Raw genomic sequence first — 21897 nt, 5'->3', positions numbered from 1 at the left:
GCGTTTGCGACCGTAGGCGGGAGTTTCGACTGAAATTTTCGGCCGCAAACATTGCATACGCTTTACTTTGTAAAAAATAACCGACCGATTACTCCGCCAAAGCCTTAAATTTCTTTTCTAGATTTACCATCATCCGCTCGTTTGCGAGCTGTGCGTCTTTAAAATATCGCTCGACTAAATTTTGAATTTCGTCTAAAATTTTAATTAGCTCGGCGTCCATTTCGTCTTTGTCGTTAGCGTTAGTTTTAAGCTTCGTTAGCCTAGCTTCTATACTTTCTAGCTCGTCTAAAAACGCGTCCTTGTCGGCGCTCTGAGATACCGCGTCGTAAAAAAGCGCGTCTTGTTTTAATCTATTTGCCTCATTGCTGACGTCGCCTGCGAAATCCTTATACGCTTCTATATTTGCAGGGCTTTGCGCGGCGCGTACGGGAGCGCTAAATTTTGGCGTTTTAGCGACGCCGACCGCTTCGTCGGCGTCTAGCTTTTTGGTAAATTTTACGATTTGCGAATACAGCACGATAGCCGCGGCTGCTGCCAGAGCAATGTAAAATCCGATTTCGTTATTCATTTTTCTTCCTTTTTAAAGCATAAATTCCTTGTGCGCTAACTAGCGCTAACGCAAGCCAAATTAAGCAAAACGATATTAACTTGTAAGTTTGCAGCTTTTCGCCGTAAATAAAGACCGCCAGCGCCATTGAAATGCTCGGGTTTACGTATTGCAAATAGCCTATAACGCTTAAATTTACGCGCCTAGTCGACGCCGTAAAAAGCAGCAGCGGTACGACGGTAACGGGTCCGCAAAGCGCGAGCAAAAGCCCGTTTATGCCTAGATCGAAGCGATTTTGCCCCGAGATTATCACGTGGGCCAAATAAGCAAGCCCGATCGGTAAAATCAGCAAATTTTCGACGAATAACCCTTCTAGCGCGCTAACTTTAACCTGCTTTCTAATAAGCCCGTAAAGCGCCACGACGACGGCTAAAAACAGCGCTAAAAACGGCAGCGAACCGATAGCTACGGCCTGCACGGCGACGGCTATAAGCACGATCGCTACGGCTAATTTCGCGCTTAGGCTAGCTTTTTCTTTGAGTATAAAAAAGCCGATCAACATCGAAAACAGCGGGCTTATGAAATTACCGAGGCTTGCTTCTAAAACGAGGTTTTGATCCACCGCGTAGATAAAGATACACCAGCTAGCCGCCAGCAGCGAGCCGCTTAGAAATAGCCAAAAGCTGGTTTTAAAATCGAGTAAAATTTTTATCGCCGCTTTAAGCCGCCTAAACGCCGCTAAGATCGGCAGCAACGTAACTACCGACCAAAGCACACGGTGCATGACGATTTGATACGGATCTATGCCGTTAAATTGCTTAAAAAATACGACTAAAAATCCCCAAAGCGTAAAAGCGCTAAGTCCGTAAATAAGACCGATCTTTTCTTCGCTAAAATTTCGCATTTTTAGGCTTTCTTTTTGAAATTTGCTCCCTTGCTATTAGGATAATTCCTAGCCAAATAAGCGAGAAAGATAAAATTTTATAAAAATCCATCTGCTCTTTAAATATAAAAACTCCGCAAAGCACGCTAATCGTGGGACTTACGTATTGCAAAATTCCGATCGCGGTTAAATTTATGCGCACGGTTGCGGCGTTAAAAGCAAGCAGCGGTAAAATCGTTACGATTCCTGAAACCGCCATTAGCGCGCCGTTAGCGCCTAAGTCGAAGTGGTTTTGCCCGTGCGCTTGCAGGTAAAATAGATAAAAAATCGCAAACGGAAGTAAAAGCAGCGTTTCTACGAATAACCCTTCTAACGCCGGCACGTTCGCGCGTTTTCTAACCGCCCCGTAAAGCGCAAACGATATAGGTAGCGCAAGCGCGACCGCGGGCAGCTCGCCTAAATGCCAAATTTGAACGCCGATAGCGACTGCGGCGATAAACGTAGCCAGTCTTTGTGCGGGACTTAATCGCTCGCTAAAAAGCAAAAATCCCAGCGCGATATTTACGATAGGATTGATAAAATATCCAAGTCCGGTTTCTAGCACTTTGCCGTTATTTACGGCGTAGATAAAGGTTCCCCAGTTTACGCTTATCAAAAAGCCGCTTAAAAGCAGGGCATTTCGGCTTTGCTTTTGTTTTAGTAAATTTATTACGCTTGAAAATTTTTTCAAAAAGAACATAGCTATCGCCATGAAAAACACCGACCAGATTATGCGTTGAAGCAAAATTTCGTATGCGCTGATTTCTTTGCTAAATAGGTCGAAAAATAGCGGAAAAAATCCCCACGAAATAAACGCGAATAGCGCTAAAAACACCCCTTGCGAGCGTCGGTCGTTTTGTATCATCGCTTACCTTTAAAACCGCGAATTATAAGGTTATTAAGTTTAATAACCCATTAAGATTAAGCTTGTAGTGATATAATCGGGTCCTTTAAAAATTTAAAAAGGATAAAAGATGCAATGGAGCCGCGATAGTTGGAGAAATTTTAAAATTTTGCAGCAGCCGATTTATCCCGACGCTCGCGCTTTAAACGATGCCGAAGAGAAGCTAAAAGGTCTGCCGCCGCTCGTTTTCGCGGGCGAGGCCAGGAAGCTAAAAGCCGAATTCGCCAAAGTTTGCGAAGGAAAGGGCTTTTTGCTTCAAGGCGGAGATTGTGCCGAGAGCTTTGCGAATTTTAACGCCAATAACATCAGAGATATGTTTAAGGTGCTTTTGCAAATGGCTATCGTAATGACCTTTGCGGGCGGCTGCCCGGTAGTAAAAGTAGGGCGCGTCGCCGGGCAGTTTGCCAAGCCTAGAAGCAGCGATTTTGAAGAGATAGGCGGAGTGAGACTGCCTAGCTATCGCGGCGATATAATAAACGGCTTTGAATTTAACGAGGCCGCTCGCGTGCCCGATCCTAAACGAATGATCGAGGCGTATTATCAATCGGCATCTACGATGAACTTGCTGCGCGCCTTTTCTAGGGGCGGATTAGCCGATCTTCATCAGGTCCATAAGTGGAATTTGGGTTTCGTCAAAAAACCCGAAATTAGCGAAAAATTCGCCAGACTCGCTGGCGAGCTGACTAAAACGCTGGCGTTTATGGAGGCTTGCGGCATAAATTGCGACAACGCCCCGACGCTTACGCAAACGTCGCTTTATACTTCGCACGAAGCGCTGCTTTTACCGTATGAAGAGGCGATGACGCGTCAAGATAGCTTAACGGGCGAGTGGTACGACTGCTCGGCGCATATGCTTTGGATCGGCGAGCGCACGCGCGGGGCGGACGACGCGCACGTACATTTTTTAAGCGGCGTAAAAAACCCTATCGGCGTAAAAGTAGGTCCTAACGCGACCGCGCAAGACGTAATAGCGCTAGCGGCTAAACTAAATCCGCAAAACGAAGCGGGTAGGCTAAACGCGATTATCCGCATGGGCGCGGATAAGATAGGCGAGCGGCTACCGCGGATATTGCGCGAGCTAAAACGCGAAGGACTAAATATGCTTTACAGCATCGATCCGATGCACGGCAACACCGTAAAAGCCGCAAACGGCTATAAAACGCGCGAATTCGATAAGATTATGAGCGAAGTGAGAAGCTTTTTTGAAATTCACCGCGCGGAAGGGACGTACCCCGGCGGCGTGCATTTAGAAATGACGGGCCAAGACGTAACGGAGTGCACCGGCGGCGCGCTAAAACTTAGCGAGCGAGATCTAGCTAACAGGTACGAGACGCAGTGCGATCCGAGGCTAAACGCCGATCAGGCGCTAGAACTAGCGTTTTTGATCTCTGATTTACTGCGTAAGGCTTAAAACGCTTCTATCTTGCTTCGCGACGTGCGGTCGCGGTTTTTCAAGCCGCAACCGAAATTTTAATCATTTCTTATTTTTTAATCTTTTTTTCGCTAAATTCGCGTTAAAAATTTTAGGGAGTTAAAATGTCTAATATTTACGATCTAATCGTCGTAGGCGGCGGTCCGTGCGGTATTGCCGCGGTCGTAGAAGCCAAGCGCAACGGACTTGAAAACGTACTTTTGCTAGAAAAGGGCGACAATCATAGTCAGACGATTCGCAAATTTTACAAAGACAATAAGCGCGTCGATAAAGAATATAAAGGGCAAGATAGTACGATTCACGGCGTGGTCGCGTTTGAAGACGGCACGAAAGAAAGCACGCTTGATTATTTTGATAAGTTGCTCGACGACGAGAAAATCGAAGCGGTTTTTAACTCCGAAGTAGAAAGCATCAAAAAAGAGGGCGAAATTTTTAACGTCGTAACGCCCAAAGCGACCTATAAAACGCGCAACGCGATGGTAGGCATCGGTAAAATGGGACGCCCTAATAGACCCGATTACAAAATTCCTCTTTCGCTTAATTCCGTGATCAATTTTAACCTAGACGCCTGTGGCAAGGGCGAGAAAATTTTGGTCGTAGGCGGGGGAAATTCCGCCGTCGAATACGCGATCGAGCTTTGCGCTTACAATAAAACTACGATAGCATACCGCCGCGACGCGTTTTCTCGCGTAAACGATACGAATTTAGAGGCGCTGTGGGAGCTTGAAAAATTAGACAAAATAAAAGTGCGCCTAAATCACGATATCGAGGCGCTCGAAAACGAAAGCGGGCGAGTGCGGGTTTATTTTACGAACGGCAAAAAGCGGATTTACGACCGCATAGTATACGCTATCGGCGGGTCTAGTCCGGTCGATTTTTTACAACGATGCGGCATTAAAACCGACGATAAAGGCACGCCGATAGTTAGCGAAAATTTCGAGAGTAACGTTGCCGGACTTTACGTGGGCGGCGACATCGTTTCAAAAAACGGCGGCTCTATAGTCGTCGGACTAAATCACGCCCACTGCATCGTTAAAGACATTATTAACAAACGAGGCTAAAATTTGGAGTCGAAATTTTTAGTATCGCTGGTTTTGATCATAGCTCTTTGCGCAGGCGTGTGGCTCGGCGTCGAGAATTTCGGCGCAGTCGGTCAGAGCGCGGCGCAAAGCGAAAATCAGCAGCAAATTTACAACATTACTTTCGATAATCTACCCGACGAAGAGAAGCAAAAATACATCAGCAAAGAAGATTTATTTGAATACGGCGGCTACATAACGCCTAAAAGCTACACGCAAAATTTTAGCGATTATAACGATACTTCCGTTAGCGACGATGTGGAGGAGTTACAAGCACAGGTTAAAGAGCTATCCGCTAAAAATAAAATTTTAGCTCAAGATAATGTCGATATGAGCGAGAAAAATTTGGAATTTATCGCAAAAATCAGCCAAATGCAAAAGCAAAGCGACGACGCTAAAAATGCGCTAATACAGGAGAATACGGACCGCATAAACGAGCTAGAAGCGCAACATCTGCAAAATATAAACGAGCTAACAAAGCGTTTAAGCGAGGCGCAAGCCGATATGATAGAAAGCTCTAAGGCCTATGAGCAAAAAATCGTGGATTTAGAAAACGAGATTAACGGCGACAAAGGTAAAAAGCAAGACGAAGCGGCGGCTATATTGGCGGAATTTGCGAAATTTAAAAATGAAGCGGAGGAGAATTTAAAGGCTGTAAACAAGCAAAATAAAGAGCTAGAAGCGCAAATTTTACGAAAAGACGAGCAGATAAAAAATTTAATCTCGCAGCGAAATCAAAACGACGAAATCGCCAGAAATAGCGTATCGGGGCTTCAAGAGGAGCTTGAAAATCGCCGAAAAGAAAATCAAAATTTACTCGTAGCCCACGACCGAGAGATCGATAAGATAAAGAGCGAATTTAACGCGCAAAAAGAGGCGCTGCAAAAGCAAATCGAAGAAAAGCAAGAGGCGGTAGCAAGGCTGGAAACGGCGCTTGAAAATAATAAAAGCGCGCTTGATTTAAGTAATTTCGAACTAGGCGAGATCAAAAGGAATTTAAACGGCGTCGCCGCCGGCGATAATCCCGGACGAAATTTAGAGCTAAACGCTAGCCTTGCAACGCTTAAAAAAGGTTTCGGCGATCTAAAAGAAAAAAGCGCTAAAAGCGAAGCCGAACTAAGAGCAAGTCTTGAAAACGCGCGAAATTTACAAAAAGAGTTAGATAAAAGCGCGGCAAAAATTTCTGATTTAGAAAAGAAAAACGACGGCGCGAGTGCGGTTATCGCGGAGTTAAACGCAAAGTTGGACGCCTCTAAAAACGAGCTAAAACAAAAGTCGCAGGCGCTAAACGAGCAAAACGCTACGGCGGGTAAAAGCGCTAAAATTTTAGCCGAGCAAAACGCGAGTATAACGGCGTTAGAGCAAAAAAACGCAGAGCTTGGCGAAAATTTAAAAAAGCTTACGGCGCAGATCGAGGAAAAAAGCTTAGAGGTTAAAAATTTAGAGAATAACCTAACAGCCCTTAATAAGGATCTAGCTCAAAAGCAAGGCGAGCTTGATAAGGAGCGCCGCGCCGCGAAAGTAGATAGTAAAAATTACGAAATTTTACGCGCGCAGATAAACGTTTTAGAGAAAAAAATCACCGAAATCTCTACTCTCCACGCCGATAGCAACGCCACGATAAACAAGATAGACTCGCTAAAAGACGAACTTGAAAGCGCTAAAAAAACGGCGGATGAAAGCAATAAGACAATCGAGCGGTTAAATTTAAAAATCGCGCAGCTTACCAACCAAAAAGGCGTGAGCGGGCAGGTAAACGCCAAGATAGCCGAGCTTGAAAAAGATATCGAGCAAAATTCAAACAAGATAAATTAGAAGACGAAAACGTAAATTTAAAAAAGATTTTACAAGCTCAAACCAAGAGCGAAACCCCGACCAAGGTCGTGTTAATTTCAAGCATTACGTGCGAAGATATGGACGCAAAGGATAAGATCAGCGTAATGTGCAAAAACCGCGTGAGTGAATTTTTACAGCGATTTAGCTCAAAATATATATACGAGATCATTCCGATCGTGGATAAAAGAAACGTGGTAATCCCCGTAAATCTCGCTCAAAGTATCAAAAAAGACGATCTAGGAAGGCTAAATAACTACGTAAATTACGGCGTAGGCAAAGAGCGCGCAAAGGCGGCGGCGGAGCTAATCAAAGACGAATTCGGCGATTTCGCGCGCATAAGTTTTAGCTCCGAAGTCATCGTAAAAGACGACGAGCGCGGCTTTACGATAAAGGTTTATCGGTGAATTTAGCCCAAAATAGCGGCGGCTATCGCTACAATAGCGATACGCTGGCGCTTTACGATTTTATAGCAAGCGAGTTAAAACCCTATGCGCGAGGCGAAATTTTAGACGTGGGCTGCGGATGCGGAATTTTGGGACTGCTTTTAAAGCGGGATTTTGCGGGGCTAAACTTAAATTTGCTAGATATTTCGCAAGAAAGCGTTAAAATTTCGCAGCACAATTCGCTTCAAAATAACCTCGCCGCAAACGTTATTTGCGCCGATTTTAGAGAATTTAAAAGCGAGCGAAAATTCGATCTTATCGTTTCAAACCCGCCGTTTTATAACGACGGAGTTCAAAAAAGCAAAAACGAAAGTATCGCTCTTAGCAGATACGCTAGCGCGCTTAACCTGCGAGAATTCGCGCGCTGTGCAAACGCTAACGTAGCAAGCGGAGGTGAGCTATATTTTTGCTACGAGGCGATTAGTTTAAGCGAGCTAGTTTTAGCGCTAAACGAGTTTAAATTTGCACCCGTTTGCCTAAAATTTTTGCATTCAAAAGAGGATAAAAGCGCGAAGTTGGTTTTCGTTAAGGCCAAAAAAAGCTTTCGCGGAAAGTGCAAAATTTTACCGCCTTTAATAATGCATAAAAACGGAGCTTTTTCAAGCGAAGCCGAGCAAATTTTCGCGCGCGCAGCGACGCGAAGCTACGATTGGAGCGAGTGATGCGGAGCGTAAAAAAAGAGGGTTTTTGTTATGAATTTAATCCCGAATTTTGCGGCGAGTGCGGCGGAAAATGCTGCACGGGAGAGAGCGGCTATATTTGGATAAACGATGGCGAAATTTCGGCGTTAGCACAAAATTTAGGCATCTTGCGGGCGGATTTTGAGCGGGAGTATTTAATTAAAATAGGCGCTAAATTTAGCCTGAAAGAAAAAAATTACGAGGACGGATTTGCCTGCGTATTTTTTGACGAAGCGCGCAAAAATTGCTCGATTTATGAGTTTCGTCCTAGTCAATGCGCTAGTTTTCCGTTTTGGGATTATTTTAAGAAAAATTTAAAGGAATTAAAAAAAGAATGTATCGGCGTAAAATTTTTATAATATTTTTTCTAACTTTTTTCGTTTTTATGCAAAATTTAAGCGCCGACGAACAGACGAATTTGGAGCTTTTAAAAGCGATGATGGCGCAGGAAAACGGCGACGAGACGGGCGCGGTTCAAACCTATAAAAAGCTATACGAAAGCAGTAAAGAGCCGGCTTATTTAAAAGAGGCGATTAGGCTTGCTTTCATCGCGTCAAGCCCCGAATTTGAAAGCTTACTAAACGAGGGCGAGGAAATTTTAAAAGACGATAGTGAGTTTATTCGTATAAAAGCGGCGGATTTGGTAAATAAAAAAGAGTTCGGCAAAGCGCGGGAGCTAGTTAAAGATTTAGTCAAAAAAGAGCCAAATGCGCAAAATATCGTTTTGCTGGGCACTATTTGCATGATGCAAGGAGAGAGCTGGACGGCATTAAAATATTTCGAGGAGGCGTATAAATTAAATGCAAGCGAAGAGAACGTCCTGCGCGTAGCAGACGTGCTGATAAACCGCCTGGATAACGTCAAAGAGGCTACGTTTTATCTTGAAAATTTCCGCCAAAGCGCGGGCTGCTCCATAAAAACGTGCGAAATTTTAGCCGATATCTACGCCCAACGCCGAAATTTCCCGAAGGTCGTGGAAATTTACGAGGAGCTTTACGAAACGAGCGGCGATAAAGGCTATTTGGACAAAGCGCTGCAAATTTTTATATATGATAAAAATTATAAAGCCGCGATAGAATTTTTAAAAAAATACGACTACGACGACGCGGTCTTAATGGAAATCTACGCTTATACGCGAAATTTCGGCGATGCCTACGTGCTTGCGAGCAAGCTTTATAACCAGACTAGAAATCTTGATTTTCTAGCGAGAGCGGCGATGTACGAATACGAAATGCACGAAAAAGATATGACGGACGAGAGGCTAAAAAGCGTGATCGAAAAATTCGAAGACAGCGCGCAAAAACTAGATAACGCGATATATCTAAACTATTATGGTTACCTGCTAATAGACCGCGATATAGACTACAAAAAAGGCGTAGCGCTGGTAACCCGCGCGCTTGAATTAGAACCCGGATCGCCTTATTATCAAGATTCGCTAGCATGGGGATATTTTAAGTTAGGCGAGTGTAACCGCGCAAAAGGCATTATGCTAGAAGCGATGAAGGATAGCGAATTTCAGGGCTCGGCGGAGGCCAAAGAGCATTTACGCCTAATCGAGCGCTGCATAATAAATCTAAATAAGAGGCTAAAAAAATGATACTTGAAGAGATAATTAAACGCACGAAAGAGGATTTAAAAAAACGCGCCGCGGACTATCCGCTAGAATGGCTGGGACGCTCGCTTGCGTATAATCCGTACGTACCGCGCGACGTTACTAGCGCTTTGCGATCTACGCCGGACGAGCCTTTGCGCATTATCGCAGAAGTGAAAAAGGCAAGCCCGAGCAAGGGCGTGATACGCGAAAATTTCGAACCGATCGCGATAGCAAAAGAGTATGAAAAAGGCGGCGCAAACGCGTTTAGCGTGCTAACCGAGCCTCATTATTTTAAGGGCGACGTAGAATATATTACTCAAATTAGGCGGTACACCGCAACGCCGATCTTGCGAAAGGATTTTATAGTAGATAAATATCAGCTAGTTGAAGCGCTCGTTTACGGAGCGGACTTCGTGCTATTAATCGCTAAGGCGCTAACGCAAAAGGAGCTAAAAGAGCTGCTTGAATACGCGCTTCGTCTGGGTCTTGAAGCCCTAGTAGAAACGCACGACGCGCAGGACGTTAAAAAGGCGCTGTTTGCAGGGGCTAATATCATCGGTATAAATCACAGAAATTTGAATGATTTTACTATGGATATGAGCCTTTGCGAAAAGCTGATACCTATCATTCCAAACAGTAAAATCATCGTGGCGGAAAGCGGTCTAGAAACGAACGAGCAGCTTTTAGCACTAAATAAAATCGGCGTGGACGCATTTTTAATAGGCGAGCATTTTATGCGCCAAGAAGACGTTGCGCAGGCGGTAAAAAACATGAAGGGAGGCAAGTAATGCAACATCTTTGCGCGCCTTGGAGAAGCGAATATTTTAAAAATAAAAAGGACGGTTGCGTATTTTGCGACGCTGCGGAAAAGCAAAACGAAGACGACGAGCGCGGAGTGCTATTTCGCGCGAAATTTTGCTTCGGGATAATGAACTTATATCCGTATAGTCCGGGGCATTTTATGGTGATACCGTTTAAACATACCGATAAAATCGAGGATTTAGAGCATGAAGCATGGCAAGAGATGAGCTATTACGTGCGCGAAGGCGTTAAAATTTTAAAGCGTGAGCTTGGCGCTCACGGCGTAAATATCGGTATGAATTTAGGCGAAGCGGCGGGTGCCGGAATATCCGAGCACGTGCATTATCACTTGGTACCTAGATGGAGTAGGGATACGAATTTTATCACCACCATCGCCGACGTGCGCGTAAACGGCGTGCCGTTTCATCCGCTATTTACCAAGCTAAAAGAGGCTTTTCTTGAGCTTAATTGAGCTAGGCGCAAAAGAGTGGCTGGATAAACGGGGCGAATTTGAAGTAATCATCGATGCTAGAAGCCCGAAAGAATTTGCCTATTCGCATATTTTAGGCGCGCGGAATTTTTACGCATTAGACGACGCGCAGCACGAGCAAATCGGCACGATTTATAAGACCGATCGCGCGCGAGCGAAGGCGCTTGGCGCAAGCTATATCTGCGGAAATTTGCAAAACGTAATAAACAAGGTTTATGGGCTCGCCAAAGTAGGCTCGCTAATCGGCATTTACTGCGCCAGAGGCGGTATGCGCTCGCAAGCGCTGGCTACGGTTTTAGGCATGATAGGATACCGCGTTCTTAGGCTAGAAGGCGGATACAAGGCGTTTAGGACGCACGTTTTAAGCGCTTTTGCCGCGCCAGTGCAGACTAAATTTATCACGCTTTTCGGAAATACGGGCTGCTATAAAAGCAAGCTGATCCGCGCGCTTTCTCCCGCGCTCGATCTTGAAAAAGCGGCTAATCATTTAGGCTCTGTATTCGGCGCGATAGCGGGGGCTCAGCCTAGCCAGAAAGCGTTTGAAGACGAGCTATTTTTTGAATTAGAAAGACTGCGCGGCGAGACGGCGTTCGCCGAGGGCGAGAGCCGTAGGATAGGCGCGCTAACGCTACCGGCAAGCTTGCACGAGGCGTTGCGAGCGGGCGTTTGCGTGGAAGTTACGGCTAGTATAAATCGCCGCATCGAATGCACGATGAGCGATTACGAGCGCGTGGATAGCGCGTTTTTTTACGAGTGTATGCGTAAAATTTCGCCCTTTATATCGCGTGAGGCGAGCGAGGATGCGGTGCGGGCTTTCGAGCTAGGCGATACGGCGAAGGTGGCTGAAATTTTACTGGTAAAATATTACGATAAAGTCTATAAAAAGCCCGCCCGTATCGACGTTAGCGTAAGTTCGGACGATTTTGAGGCGGCGATTGCGAGATTAAACGAGATTAGGCGAGCGCAAATTATGAGCACTAAATTTTAAAATTTTGAGGCGATTACAGCCCCAAAACGCTTTTTAAAATAAAATAAATTACCGCCGAGCTAATACCCGCGGTAGGCAGCGTTATAATCCAAGCAAGTAGTATCGGCTTCATCATCCCCCAATTCGCGTTTTTATTTACGATACCGATGCCTAGCACCGCGCCGATTAATATATGCGTAGAGCTAACTGGTATGCCTAGCTTAGTGGCTAGCAAGATGACGATACTAGCCCCTAGCTCCGCGCTAAAACCGGTCGTAGGTAAAATTTCGGCTAGCTTCGAGCCGATCGTTGCGATGACTTCTTTACCTAAAAACCAAAGCCCGATTACCAGTGCGATACCGAAGGTTATCATTGCTACGCTAGGTATCGGCGAGGCTTCGTTTATCGAGCCCGTCTTTAATACGTCTAGCACCGCCGCAAACGGACCAACGGCGTTTGCGATGTCGTTTGCCCCGTGCGAAAAAGCAAACGAGCTGGCGGTAAAAATTTGAAACCACGAGAAAATTTTATTTATGCTTTTTTCGCTGTCGCCTTTATTCATCACGTTTACGATGGCGAAACTAGTTAGATACGCCAGCGCGCCGATGACGAATATGATCCAAACGGTTTCGATCGCGCTAAAACTAAAATTTAGGTGTTGCAAGCCTTTAAAAAGCATCATCGACGAGATCACCATCGCGCCCGCGCTCGCGATAACCGGGACGTGCTTTTTCATCGCGCTAAACGCGTCTAAGCGCTTTTCGCGCTCTTTCATAGCTTTGATGCGCGAGCGATATTCGCTGTATTCGGCATTTTCGATCTCGTCCTCATCGATTAGCGCCATTTTCGACAGTGTATCGATCTGTTCGCTTTGCGGGCGAGAGGCTAGCGAGCGTATAAACTCCTCTTTATATCCGTGGCGCTCTTTTTTAAGCGCTTTAAGCGATGCTTTTAGCGCGGCGGTAGGCTCTAAAATTTTCTTTTTCATATAGCCGTAGATGAGATACGACGCTACGCCGCCTAAAATCGGCGAGATAACCCAGCTTACGGCTATCTTGCCGATTTCGCCCCACGAGACCATATTTAGCGCCTCGCCCGCTCCGTGCGCGAAATAGCCCATTATCATCCCCGCTCCTACGATACCGCCTACTATGGAGTGCGTCGTAGATACTGGCAGTCCGCGCTTAGTCGCGTAAAATAGCCAAAGCCCCGAGCTTAAAAGCGCGGAGATCATAACGGCTACGAAATGCATAGGATTTAAAATGCCATCCGCGGGAAAGTCTATTATGCCGTTACGGATAGTATCCGTTACTTCAGAGCCCGCAAATATCGCGCCGCTAAGCTCGAATATTGCAGCGATTACTAGCGCTTGTTTAAGAGTTAGCGTTTTTGCGCCTACGCTCGTGCCGAAGCTGTTGGCAACGTCGTTACCGCCGATATTAAACGCCATAAAAATACCGAAAATCCCCGCTATTAAAAATAAAATGAAGTGGTTCGTCGGGATATATTGATACCCCCAGACGAAAAATCCTATACTGCAAATCGTAAAAACCGACAGCGCCAGTAGGTTGTCGCGAGAAAAAGCCAAGCAATCCCCCTTTGGTAAATTTGCATTAATTATATCTTTAAAATTATTAAATTAACGTTCGTTGCGCTATAATGCGCGAAATTTTTAGAAAAAGGCTAAATTTTGGTAATTTCTATCGATCTGGGCTCGAATACGCTAAGAATCGCGCAAATAAGGAGCGATCGATGCGGCGCGCGCGTAGTAAAAAGCTTTGAGCGTATCGTAGGCTCGGCCAAAAATTTAGCTCTAACCGGCGTCATAGGACGCGAAGCGGTAGAGAAAATATTTAGAGCGTTAAGCGAGGCGCGAGGCGAGTTTGATTTTAGCGCCTATCCAGTCGTAGCCGTCGCTACGCAAGCGTTTAGGATAGCGCAAAATTCGGGTGAAATTTTTAGCGAAATTTCGCGAGTTTTCGATATAAAATTTCAAGTAATTACCGCCGGCGCGGAGGCTAAATTTACGCTTTTAGGCGTTCAAAACGCGCTTGCTAGGCTAAAATTTAACGCGCGAGATTTCGCGCTGATAGATCTCGGCGGCGCAAGCACGGAGATCGCGGACGAGCGAAATTTTAAGAGCTTTGCGCTCGGTATCGTTACGTTTTGCGACGAATGCGCGGGAAATTACGAAACTATGAGAGAGCGCGCGAAAGATATCGTCTGCGAGAGTAGGGCGTTTTTAGACGCATTAGGACGAAAAAATCTAGTGCTGACTTCGGGCGTACCTACGAGCGCGGCGGCGATGAAGCTAGGGATGAATTATGCAAATTACGATGCCGCTAAAATTAACGGTACGCGGTTAGAATTAGGCGATTTCGACGAAATTCGCGAGCGGCTTTTAAAGGCGAGCGACGAGCGTGCGGATGAGCTGGTAGGAGCGGGGCGGAAGATGCAAATAATCGCTGGAATTACGCTATTAAAAGAGCTTTTGACGCCCGGAAATTTTAATTTAGTAGTCGTGGACGACGGCTTGCGCGAAGGCGTAGGCGCGGCGTTTTTAAAGCAAAAATTTAGCGAAATTTTAAAATCTTAGCGGATTTTTGGATAAAATTCGCAAATTACGAAAGGATAAGAAATGAGTATCAGAGAGAAAATTTTAGCCGATATCAAAGAGGCGATGAAAACGAAAAACGATTTTGAACGCGATGCCTTGCGGACGCTAAACGCCGCACTTAAACAAGTCGAGGTAGATAATCGCATAGAAATGACGGACGACGTCGTGTTGCCGCTGTTGCAAAAAGAGATGAAAAAGCGCGCGGACGCGATAGAGCTGTATCAAAAAGGCGGTAGGGACGATTTGGCGCAGATCGAGCGTAAAGAGAGCGAGCTAATCGCGCGGTACCTGCCTAGTCAGCTAACGGACGGCGAGCTTGAAGCCGAAATATCGCAAATTATCGCGCAGACGGGCGCTGACGGCGTCAAGGATCTAGGTGTCGTAATGAAAGCGGCAAAAGAGCGAATCGGCGCTAGTGCGGACGCTAAAAGAATTAGCGAGTGCGTAAAAAGGCTGCTGGGATAAGGGCGATAAATTAGGCGCAATAAAATCGCAGATTCGTCGTTCGTCGGTATTTTACGCGTTAAAGGCGGGCTTAAAATTTGCCGCCTTTTTAACGCGCCGCACTTAAAATTGGGACGCGTCGTCAAAATTTAAGGAAGCTGCCGTAAGCTACATTTTGAAGCCGTTTTACGGCGCGGTATAAATTTTAGGCTAGACATCTGCATGATCTACAAGACATAAAATAAGTCGTAAAATTTATATATTTTTGCGCGCAAATTTTAAAATTTGGCGCAACGTTTTTTAAAAAAATTTCGGCAAAAAAGATTGCCGAAATTTTAGAATTAGCTTCTCGTTTCTTGGATCATTTCGTTATAGAGCTTAAAGATATCTTCGCTAGTTTTTTCAAGTCTTTCGAACCTGCCGACCAAAACTCCTAAATTTGAAGCGTTATAGCCTTTACTCGCGTCGGTTAAATTTTGAGCGATTAGCGCGTTAAATTCTTCGATTAGCGGCTTAATCTTGCCGTAAGAGCGCGTTTTGGCGAATTTTTGCGCGCATTCGGTTTCATACCAGCGCGTTAAATTTTGCGCCGCTTCGCTTATCGTTTCGTCGCTTGCTTTTTCGTTTACGACGTCGGAGTAGGCGCTAGTTTTATAAACGATCTGCGAAATTTTAGCAATTATGCCGAAAGTTTTGTTTTCTACGTATTTTGAAGTTTGCGCCGTAATTTGCGCGTCTTGGTTAAATTTCTCCAAAGTCTGCTTGAACGCCTGCATACTCATCGTCGCCGCTTGCGCGATTTTGTCTATTTCTTCGGAGTTGGAGTTGATTTCTTTCGCCTCTTGCTGTAAGGTTTGGATATTTATACCGATCTCGTTCGTCGCTTTTTGCGTATTTTCGGCTAGTTTTCGCACTTCGTCGGCAACCACGGCAAATCCGCGTCCGTGCTCGCCGGCTCTTGCCGCCTCTATAGCGGCGTTAAGCGCTAGCAAATTCGTCTGCTCGGCTATGTCTTTAATCAAATTTACGACGGAAGAAATTTCGTCCGTTCTAGTGTTTAGCGTATGTATTGCGTGGCTTGAATTGCTAATTAGTCCTTCAAGCGAGCTCATTTTCGAGCTTAGCTCATTCATGTTATTTAAATTTTCAAGAGCGGTATTTGCAGTGACTTCCGCCATGTTCGCCATTTTACTTAAATTTTCCATACTTTCATTTAGATCGGCTTGAACTTCTTGCATGCCTCGGTTACCGTTGCCGAGCTTGTCGAATTTTTCGGATAATACTCCTCTCGCCTTACCTTTTTCGCCGGCTTTTATGCCGTCCACGCCTACGCTCATAGAGTTTGCGTTAGTTTTAAATAATCCGCGAAAGCCTTCCGTAAAGATATTTCTATAAGTAAGTCCTTCTTGTGCGGAATTTACGGAGATTGAAATTTCGCGCTGTAAGGCTTCGATTTGATCTAGTAAGTCATTAATGCCAAGCGCTATATCTCGCATCGGGTCTTTTTCGTCTATGTTTACGATTCTAGGCTCCAATACGCCGTTTCTTGCGGCTTGGATTACATTTATTATTTCGCCGTAGCTTGAAGTCGGTTTTTTATTCCAAAACATTATTTTAGCCTTTGAATGTTATTTACGAATTCGTCGTATCCGATATTTTTAGAGCCCAGAAATTCGCTTAAAACCTTTTGCGACGCGTCCATGCCGCCGCTTTTCTCGGCATCTAGTAACCTTTTATATAGAGGCTCGATTATTTCTATCGCCTTTGGATTAGGCTTTCTTCGCACGGAGTAATAGCCTACTATTGCGCCGTTGCTATCAAGCGACGCCGTAACATTGGCGAACACCCAGTAAAACGAGCCGTCAAAGCTTTTATTTTTTACGTAGGCGAAAATTTCCTTTTTGTTTTTTACGTATTCCCAAAGTAGCTTAAATATTACGCGCGGCATATCCGGATGTCGCACGATATTGTGCGGCTTACCCAATAGTTCGCTTTGCTTTGCGCCGACTATTTTTAAAAACGGCTCATTGCAGTACGTAATTTTACCTTTCGTATCGGTCTTTGAAACTAGAAACGCGTTTGCGTCGACTAATTGTTCTTTATTTATCATTGTTTTTCCTTTTTCATCCGCCTTTTACCGCTCGACCCATATCCCACATCGGCATAAAGATACCGAGTGCCAGCAAGATAACCATACCTGCGATAAAAAATAGCAAAATCGGTTCGATGTAGCTTGAAATATTGTCGATTATATCGTTAAATTTCATCTTATAATAATCGGTTACTTTTTCAAGCATAGCATCCAAGCTACCGCTTTGTTCGCCGGCGCTTATCATCTGAATTAACATCCCCTCGTAAAGTTGCGTCTCGCGGAAAGCATCTGTAATGCTAATGCCGCGTCCAACTAAAATTTTAACGCCCGCAAGCTTCTTTTTAAGTTCGTGATTACCTACCGTGATTACCGCCGTATCGAGCGCGTCGGCTATCGGGATACCAGCTCTTACTAGTTCGGTAAAAACTAGGTTAAATCTACTCATAGTAGAGAAAAATATGATTTTACCGATTAGATAAACTCTTAGTAAATACCTATCTACGGCATTTTGAACGTCGACGTTTTTCTTGTAGAGCTTAAATAATATAAAAACGATAACGGCTAATGCCCCCAAAATATAAAAGCCGTAATTGCTCATAGCGTATTCTATGCCCAGTAGTATTTTAGTCGGCATAGGAAGCTCGGCTCCTAGTTGTTCGAAAATTTCGCGGAATTTCGGAACGACGGCAAGCATTAAGACCGTAAAAGCTATAATAATCGCGCAAATAACGGTTATCGGGTAGCGGATGGCCTTTTTAAATTTTTGTTGATTATCCCAAACTTCTTGCATGATCGCAGCTAGCTTCGAGAGAGCTTCGGCCATGTTTCCCGTATTTTCGCCGAGCCTTATCATTGCGATTGCAACGTCGCCGAGTTCTTCTCTAAACGCCTCCATAGAAGCGGTTAAACTGGCGCCTTGGTTTAGATCTTCGTTTACTGTTTGAAATATCGTTTGAAGCCGTTTGTCTTGAACTGCTTTGGATACTTCTTTAATACTATCATGGATTGAAATACCGGCATTAGTCATAACGCTAAGTTGTCTAAACGTAGCTACTAGCGCCGGCGTTTTAACCTTAGCGGAAGCAAAGGTCCCTATAATTTTTAGCTTTAATTTATCAAAATCGGTTAGTTCATGCGCGGTTTGAGTTTTACCTATTTTAACGAGAGAGACGGCTTGTGATTTTTTACCGCCCTTCGCGCCGCTCATTCTTGCTGGCGTTTTTTCGGCACCTAGCGTTACTTTTTCTGTTTTGCCTTGTTTTATATATTCAACGGCGAAAATTTTCATATCTTAGCCACCCTATAAACCTCTTCTATCGTAGTTACGCCTCTTGCGGCTCTGATTATGCCGTCATGAAACATATCTATAAAACCCTCTTCAAGGGCTACTTTTTTCATATCGTCCTTGCTTGCTCCGTTTGCGACTAGACTTTGCAGTTTATCGCTGATAGGTAAAATTTCGCTTATCATTTCGCGCCCGGTGTAACCCGTCTGCGAGCAGTTAGAGCAACCTACGGCGCCGTAGAATTGATAATCCTCCGGCAGATATTTTTTAATAGGCTCTAATGCCGTCTTTGGCGGAGTAATTTTTTGCTTACACGCGGGGCATAGCTTTCTTACGAGCCTTTGCGCTTCGATACAAACTAGCGCACCGCTTACTAGATAAGGTTCGATACCCATATCTATAATACGCGGCAATGCGCTAATAGCGTCGTTCGTGTGGAGCGTAGAAAACACGAGGTGTCCCGTAAGCGCGGCTTGTATGGCGATACGAAGCGTCTCTTGGTCGCGGATCTCGCCGATCATTATAATGTCGGGGTCTTGGCGCAGGATCGATCTAAGCGCTGCAACGAAGGTAAGTCCCGCTTTTTCGTTAACGTGGACTTGCTGTATCAAATTTAGTTGATATTCGACCGGATCTTCGACGGTGATTATTTTAGTATCTATATTTTTTACGTCGTTTAGCGCGGCGTAAAGCGTCGTCGTTTTACCGGATCCCGTAGGTCCTGTAACCAAGATAATGCCGTAAGGCGCTTTCATTGCGTTTTTAAATTTCTTAAAATTTTCGGGGTGCATACCTAAATTTTCGAGGCTAATTACGACCTTTGACTTATCTAGGATACGCAAAACCACGCTTTCGCCGTTAAGTATCGGTAGCGTAGATATACGGAAATCATACTCTCTATCTAAAATTTGCGCCGAAAAACGACCGTCCTGCGGCTTCCTACGCTCGGCGATATCCATATTAGAAAGCAGTTTCATACGGCTTACCATAGGCGAGTAGATGTCTTTATCAAAGATAAAAGTCTCCGTAAGCATCCCGTCGATACGGCTTCTTACTATACAGTTAGTCTGGGTCGGTTCTATGTGAATATCGCTTGCTCGACCTTGGATAGAGGTTTTTAGAACGATCTCGATTAGTTTTAAAATGCCCGAACTTTCTGTGTTTTGCGCGCCCGTAGTAGCCGAGCTTGATAGCTCTTTTCTAATTTCGGCGACTAGATCCTTTACGCTTTCGTTTAGTTCTAGTTTATTCGTATACTTATCTATTTGCGACGGCTCGGCGACTACCACTTTTAGAAGTTTCCTGCTAAATAAATTTTGAACCTTGTCCTGTATCATTACGTCAAACGGATTTTTGAATGCTACGTAGACGTTGATTTCGGTTTCTTTAATAGGTAAGACGCCGTATGTTTTTAGATTTGCCGTATTTATTTTTTCGCAAATTCTATAATCTATATCGACGTCGTCAAGGTTATAAAATTCCAGCTTATATTTTGAAGATATAAATTTTAAAAAGGTTTTAGAATCTAATCTTAAATCCTCTAAAACCATATGCAGATCGATATTTCCGCGCCTGTATAGCTCTGCTGCGACTTGTAAAAAATCGTTTTCGTTAATAATGCTTAGCTCGGATAAAATTTCGCTAAGAGGTCTATTTTTAGCACCCACTAGCTCGTCTACTTGCGATATCCATTCTTTGGTTATCTTACCGGTTTGCTCTAACGCCTTAATAAGTATAGTTTCTGCTCTGTTCATTATTGATACTCTATTTGTGATTTTAGTTCGTTATCTTTAAAAGTTTTAAGTATTAATTTTGGAAAAAGCCCTTGCTCCGAGATTACGATTTCGTAGTGCGTGTCGGAATTATTTTCTTCGAATACGAATACTCCATTTTCTTCATAATACTGCCTTTTTACGAATTTATCGAATATATAGGACAAAATATAATCGCTTTTGGGAAGCCTAATGTAGCTGATATCGATATTATCGATTAGCGCGTGAAAAAGTAGTTTTTTCTTAAATAATATATCTGCAAAATACGCCGAATTCTCGCGGCCCGCTTCGCTAATAGAAAGCTTTGCTATGGGTAGGGCGAGTTTATTTATATCGTGAATTTTTAGGCACGCAAGCCCGTATAGGCTCATGGTAGCCTCGTCATAAGATACACGCATTAAATTTTCGACGTCTTGCGAGCATACCTTTTTGTATTCGCCTTTATTAAATAGCGCCTGAACCTCATAGGGACTAATGGCAGAAGATGCGACGCAAAATAGCGATAAAAATAGTATCGTTTTCATAGCGTGTCGCTTTCTATTTGCTTAATTAGCGTTTCGATCGATTGTTTTTTTGCGGTTTTGTTGTATTCCTTTAGCGCTCTTAAAGCATCGCTCTTTTGGTTTAGCTTATATTTTGATTTAGCGAATATCGTCCAAGCTTCTTCTAATTTATTGTCTATTTCGTTTGCGATTAAAGCCCATTTTAGCGCCTCTTGGTAGTTTGCTTTACTAAAATTTATCTTAGCTATTTCAAGCGCGTAAACGGCGTTATTGGTTGTTGCGAATTCCTCTTTTAACGTACCTAATTCGTCTTTTGAGTTTGAGACCTGAATGTCTATTTTAACTTTTTTGGGGAGAGGTGCAGGCTGATAGTAGGTATTTTGCGAGTTTTGCAAAGCCGGATCGAAATTTAGCGTTTCTTCTTTCGGGGCGGCGCTTGTTTTAAGCCACTCGTCGTTTAAATTTAGTTTTAACCAACCCTGATCGGCTTTATCGCCTCTTGTATAGCGCTCATCGTCGCCCGATTGAGGATTGGATCTTAGATTTTGCTCGACCCTCTCGGCTATTTTATTTACTAGATCGTCTTGCTTGCTGCTATCTTCAAATTTTGCTTTTGCTTGCGTGCTTCTCGCTTTTACCTCGCCTTGCGCGACGGTAGATTCGCCGGAATGTATTTGCGCGGATATTGGATCTTGCGAGCCTTCTTTTATCTTTGCGTCCTGGATAAATTCGTTAACGGCTAAAAATCCCACTACGGCTACGGTGGCTACTATATCGATGGATAAAAACCAAAATAGAAATTTTGATTTTTTAGGCCTTTTTTGATCTGCGGTATTGAAAGACCTATTTTTAGCCATATAGGCCTCATAGCGCCTCTCGTAGTTTCTTATCTCGTTTGCGTTAAGCATCTACTAATCCAGCGTCGATCGCCGACATCGTTATTATTTTTTTCGTATGGGACTGATTTGCTAGTTTTGAAGGCTCAAATTTATCGTAGTATTCGCAAATTTCAAAGTATTTATACATTATTTTATTAACCGTCCGTAAATTTCCCTTTGAAAATTCGTATATCAATGCGTAATCGCTATCGTCGAATTTTAGATATCTTTCACAATCTTCGATAACCATGCGCTTTTGTATATATAGCGTTACTTCGCTTTGATTTGCAGGCTTTAGCTCAATACTCTCCCACACCCTGGTGGTAAAATAGTCTTTTGCTAGCGCATCACCGTCGTTTGTCTTATGAATGGTGAACAAAAATTTAAACAATCTTGTATCGGCCAACAATCTAATCTTTTCTATTAGTTCTTGCGGGTACAGTTGTGCTTCGTCTAAGATTATTAAAATTTGATTTTCTAAAATTTCGTTTTTATTTTTAAAGTCTTTATCGCACTCTTTTATGAGGGTCTCAAAACTATCTATGCCTATTTTTGTTTTGTTGAAAATTCTGTCGCAAAGCGCCTCTATAAAATTTTGCTCGCTAAAAAAC

General features: G+C 44.0%; 23 protein-coding genes. 12 read left to right on the top strand and 11 right to left on the bottom strand.

Annotation, left to right across the window (positions count from 1 at the left end):
• Nucleotides 1-88 precede the first annotated feature (88 nt).
• The 3 genes from QZ147_RS01380 to rarD (QZ147_RS01370) are packed head-to-tail and all read right to left on the bottom strand — an operon-like array spanning nt 89 to nt 2334.
• The gene (locus QZ147_RS01380) at nt 89-568 is read right to left on the bottom strand and encodes a hypothetical protein (protein WP_295146329.1); all 480 of its coding nucleotides are present in this window, start codon (nt 566-568) and stop codon (nt 89-91) included.
• Complete coding sequence (gene rarD / locus QZ147_RS01375; RefSeq protein WP_295146328.1) at nt 561-1451, bottom strand: EamA family transporter RarD; 891 nt, start codon at nt 1449-1451, stop codon at nt 561-563. Before rarD (QZ147_RS01375) ends, QZ147_RS01380 begins: the two co-directional genes overlap by 8 nt.
• Nucleotides 1438-2334: an EamA family transporter RarD gene (gene rarD, locus QZ147_RS01370; protein ID WP_295146326.1), complete on the bottom strand. Its 897-nt coding sequence runs from the start codon at nt 2332-2334 to the stop codon at nt 1438-1440. The genes rarD (QZ147_RS01375) and rarD (QZ147_RS01370) overlap by 14 nt, the downstream gene beginning before the upstream one ends.
• Nucleotides 2335-2443: 109 nt before the next feature.
• On the opposite strand from rarD (QZ147_RS01370), the gene QZ147_RS01365 reads away from it, so the two are divergent.
• The 10 genes from QZ147_RS01365 to mnmH all read left to right on the top strand — a co-directional run bounded on the left by QZ147_RS01365 (nt 2444) and on the right by mnmH (nt 11716).
• Nucleotides 2444-3784 carry a class II 3-deoxy-7-phosphoheptulonate synthase gene (locus QZ147_RS01365; RefSeq protein ID WP_295146324.1) on the top strand — a complete coding sequence of 447 codons (1341 nt, stop codon included), beginning with the start codon at nt 2444-2446 and terminating at the stop codon, nt 3782-3784.
• 125 nt (nt 3785-3909) lie between these two features.
• Nucleotides 3910-4866, top strand: coding sequence for an NAD(P)-binding domain-containing protein (locus QZ147_RS01360; RefSeq protein WP_295146322.1), 957 nt, complete (start codon nt 3910-3912; stop codon nt 4864-4866).
• A gap of 3 nt (nt 4867-4869) precedes the next feature.
• Nucleotides 4870-6699 carry a hypothetical protein gene (locus tag QZ147_RS01355; RefSeq protein ID WP_295146321.1) on the top strand — a complete coding sequence of 610 codons (1830 nt, stop codon included), beginning with the start codon at nt 4870-4872 and terminating at the stop codon, nt 6697-6699.
• A gap of 68 nt (nt 6700-6767) precedes the next feature.
• On the top strand, nt 6768-7124 hold the full coding sequence (locus tag QZ147_RS01350) for a hypothetical protein (RefSeq protein WP_295146320.1): 357 nt from the start codon (nt 6768-6770) through the stop codon (nt 7122-7124).
• Nucleotides 7121-7825, top strand: a complete 705-nt coding sequence (locus tag QZ147_RS01345) for a methyltransferase (protein WP_295146318.1) — start codon at nt 7121-7123, stop codon at nt 7823-7825. The genes QZ147_RS01350 and QZ147_RS01345 overlap by 4 nt, the downstream gene beginning before the upstream one ends.
• On the top strand, nt 7825-8202 hold the full coding sequence (locus tag QZ147_RS01340; RefSeq protein WP_295146316.1) for a YkgJ family cysteine cluster protein: 378 nt from the start codon (nt 7825-7827) through the stop codon (nt 8200-8202). Before QZ147_RS01345 ends, QZ147_RS01340 begins: the two co-directional genes overlap by 1 nt.
• Nucleotides 8178-9440: a hypothetical protein gene (locus QZ147_RS01335; protein ID WP_295146314.1), complete on the top strand. Its 1263-nt coding sequence runs from the start codon at nt 8178-8180 to the stop codon at nt 9438-9440. The genes QZ147_RS01340 and QZ147_RS01335 overlap by 25 nt, the downstream gene beginning before the upstream one ends.
• Nucleotides 9437-10225 carry an indole-3-glycerol phosphate synthase TrpC gene (trpC, locus tag QZ147_RS01330; protein ID WP_295146313.1) on the top strand — a complete coding sequence of 263 codons (789 nt, stop codon included), beginning with the start codon at nt 9437-9439 and terminating at the stop codon, nt 10223-10225. Before QZ147_RS01335 ends, trpC begins: the two co-directional genes overlap by 4 nt.
• Nucleotides 10225-10710, top strand: a complete 486-nt coding sequence (locus QZ147_RS01325) for an HIT domain-containing protein (RefSeq protein WP_295146311.1) — start codon at nt 10225-10227, stop codon at nt 10708-10710. The genes trpC and QZ147_RS01325 overlap by 1 nt, the downstream gene beginning before the upstream one ends.
• Nucleotides 10697-11716 (top strand): tRNA 2-selenouridine(34) synthase MnmH, encoded by a 1020-nt coding sequence (gene mnmH, locus QZ147_RS01320; protein WP_295146309.1) that lies wholly within the window; start codon nt 10697-10699, stop codon nt 11714-11716. Before QZ147_RS01325 ends, mnmH begins: the two co-directional genes overlap by 14 nt.
• Nucleotides 11717-11729: 13 nt before the next feature.
• Here the strand turns inward: mnmH and QZ147_RS01315 are convergent, their stop codons facing one another.
• Nucleotides 11730-13283, bottom strand: a complete 1554-nt coding sequence (locus QZ147_RS01315) for an inorganic phosphate transporter (protein ID WP_295146307.1) — start codon at nt 13281-13283, stop codon at nt 11730-11732.
• 102 nt (nt 13284-13385) lie between these two features.
• Between QZ147_RS01315 and QZ147_RS01310 the strand changes: the two genes are divergently transcribed.
• Together QZ147_RS01310 and QZ147_RS01305 are read left to right on the top strand one after the other, a co-directional pair.
• Nucleotides 13386-14291 carry a disulfide bond formation protein DsbA gene (locus QZ147_RS01310; RefSeq protein ID WP_295146306.1) on the top strand — a complete coding sequence of 302 codons (906 nt, stop codon included), beginning with the start codon at nt 13386-13388 and terminating at the stop codon, nt 14289-14291.
• A 42-nt stretch (nt 14292-14333) separates the two neighbouring features.
• Entirely contained in the window at nt 14334-14777 is a 444-nt protein-coding gene (locus tag QZ147_RS01305; protein ID WP_295146304.1) for a GatB/YqeY domain-containing protein, read from the top strand.
• 320 nt (nt 14778-15097) lie between these two features.
• On the opposite strand, the gene QZ147_RS01300 is transcribed toward QZ147_RS01305, so the two are convergent.
• The 7 genes from QZ147_RS01300 to QZ147_RS01270 all read right to left on the bottom strand — a co-directional run.
• Nucleotides 15098-16366, bottom strand: coding sequence for a methyl-accepting chemotaxis protein (locus QZ147_RS01300; protein ID WP_295146302.1), 1269 nt, complete (start codon nt 16364-16366; stop codon nt 15098-15100).
• On the bottom strand, nt 16366-16866 hold the full coding sequence (locus tag QZ147_RS01295) for a PAS domain-containing protein (protein WP_295146300.1): 501 nt from the start codon (nt 16864-16866) through the stop codon (nt 16366-16368). Before QZ147_RS01295 ends, QZ147_RS01300 begins: the two co-directional genes overlap by 1 nt.
• Before the next feature lie 13 nt (nt 16867-16879).
• Nucleotides 16880-18136 carry a type II secretion system F family protein gene (locus QZ147_RS01290; protein ID WP_295146299.1) on the bottom strand — a complete coding sequence of 419 codons (1257 nt, stop codon included), beginning with the start codon at nt 18134-18136 and terminating at the stop codon, nt 16880-16882.
• On the bottom strand, nt 18133-19887 hold the full coding sequence (locus QZ147_RS01285; RefSeq protein ID WP_295146297.1) for a GspE/PulE family protein: 1755 nt from the start codon (nt 19885-19887) through the stop codon (nt 18133-18135). Before QZ147_RS01285 ends, QZ147_RS01290 begins: the two co-directional genes overlap by 4 nt.
• On the bottom strand, nt 19887-20429 hold the full coding sequence (locus QZ147_RS01280; RefSeq protein ID WP_295146295.1) for a hypothetical protein: 543 nt from the start codon (nt 20427-20429) through the stop codon (nt 19887-19889). The genes QZ147_RS01285 and QZ147_RS01280 overlap by 1 nt, the downstream gene beginning before the upstream one ends.
• Nucleotides 20426-21316: an anaphase-promoting protein gene (locus QZ147_RS01275; protein ID WP_295146294.1), complete on the bottom strand. Its 891-nt coding sequence runs from the start codon at nt 21314-21316 to the stop codon at nt 20426-20428. Before QZ147_RS01275 ends, QZ147_RS01280 begins: the two co-directional genes overlap by 4 nt.
• A partial coding sequence (locus tag QZ147_RS01270; RefSeq protein WP_295146292.1) for an AAA family ATPase occupies nt 21309-21897 on the bottom strand: 589 nt, incomplete at its 5' end. The genes QZ147_RS01275 and QZ147_RS01270, both read right to left, overlap by 8 nt.

This window comes from uncultured Campylobacter sp. (assembly GCF_905371695.1).
GTDB lineage: Bacteria > Campylobacterota > Campylobacteria > Campylobacterales > Campylobacteraceae > Campylobacter_A.
Note: the sequence above shows the minus strand (reverse complement) of the source record. Positions and strands in the feature narration are given on the sequence as shown.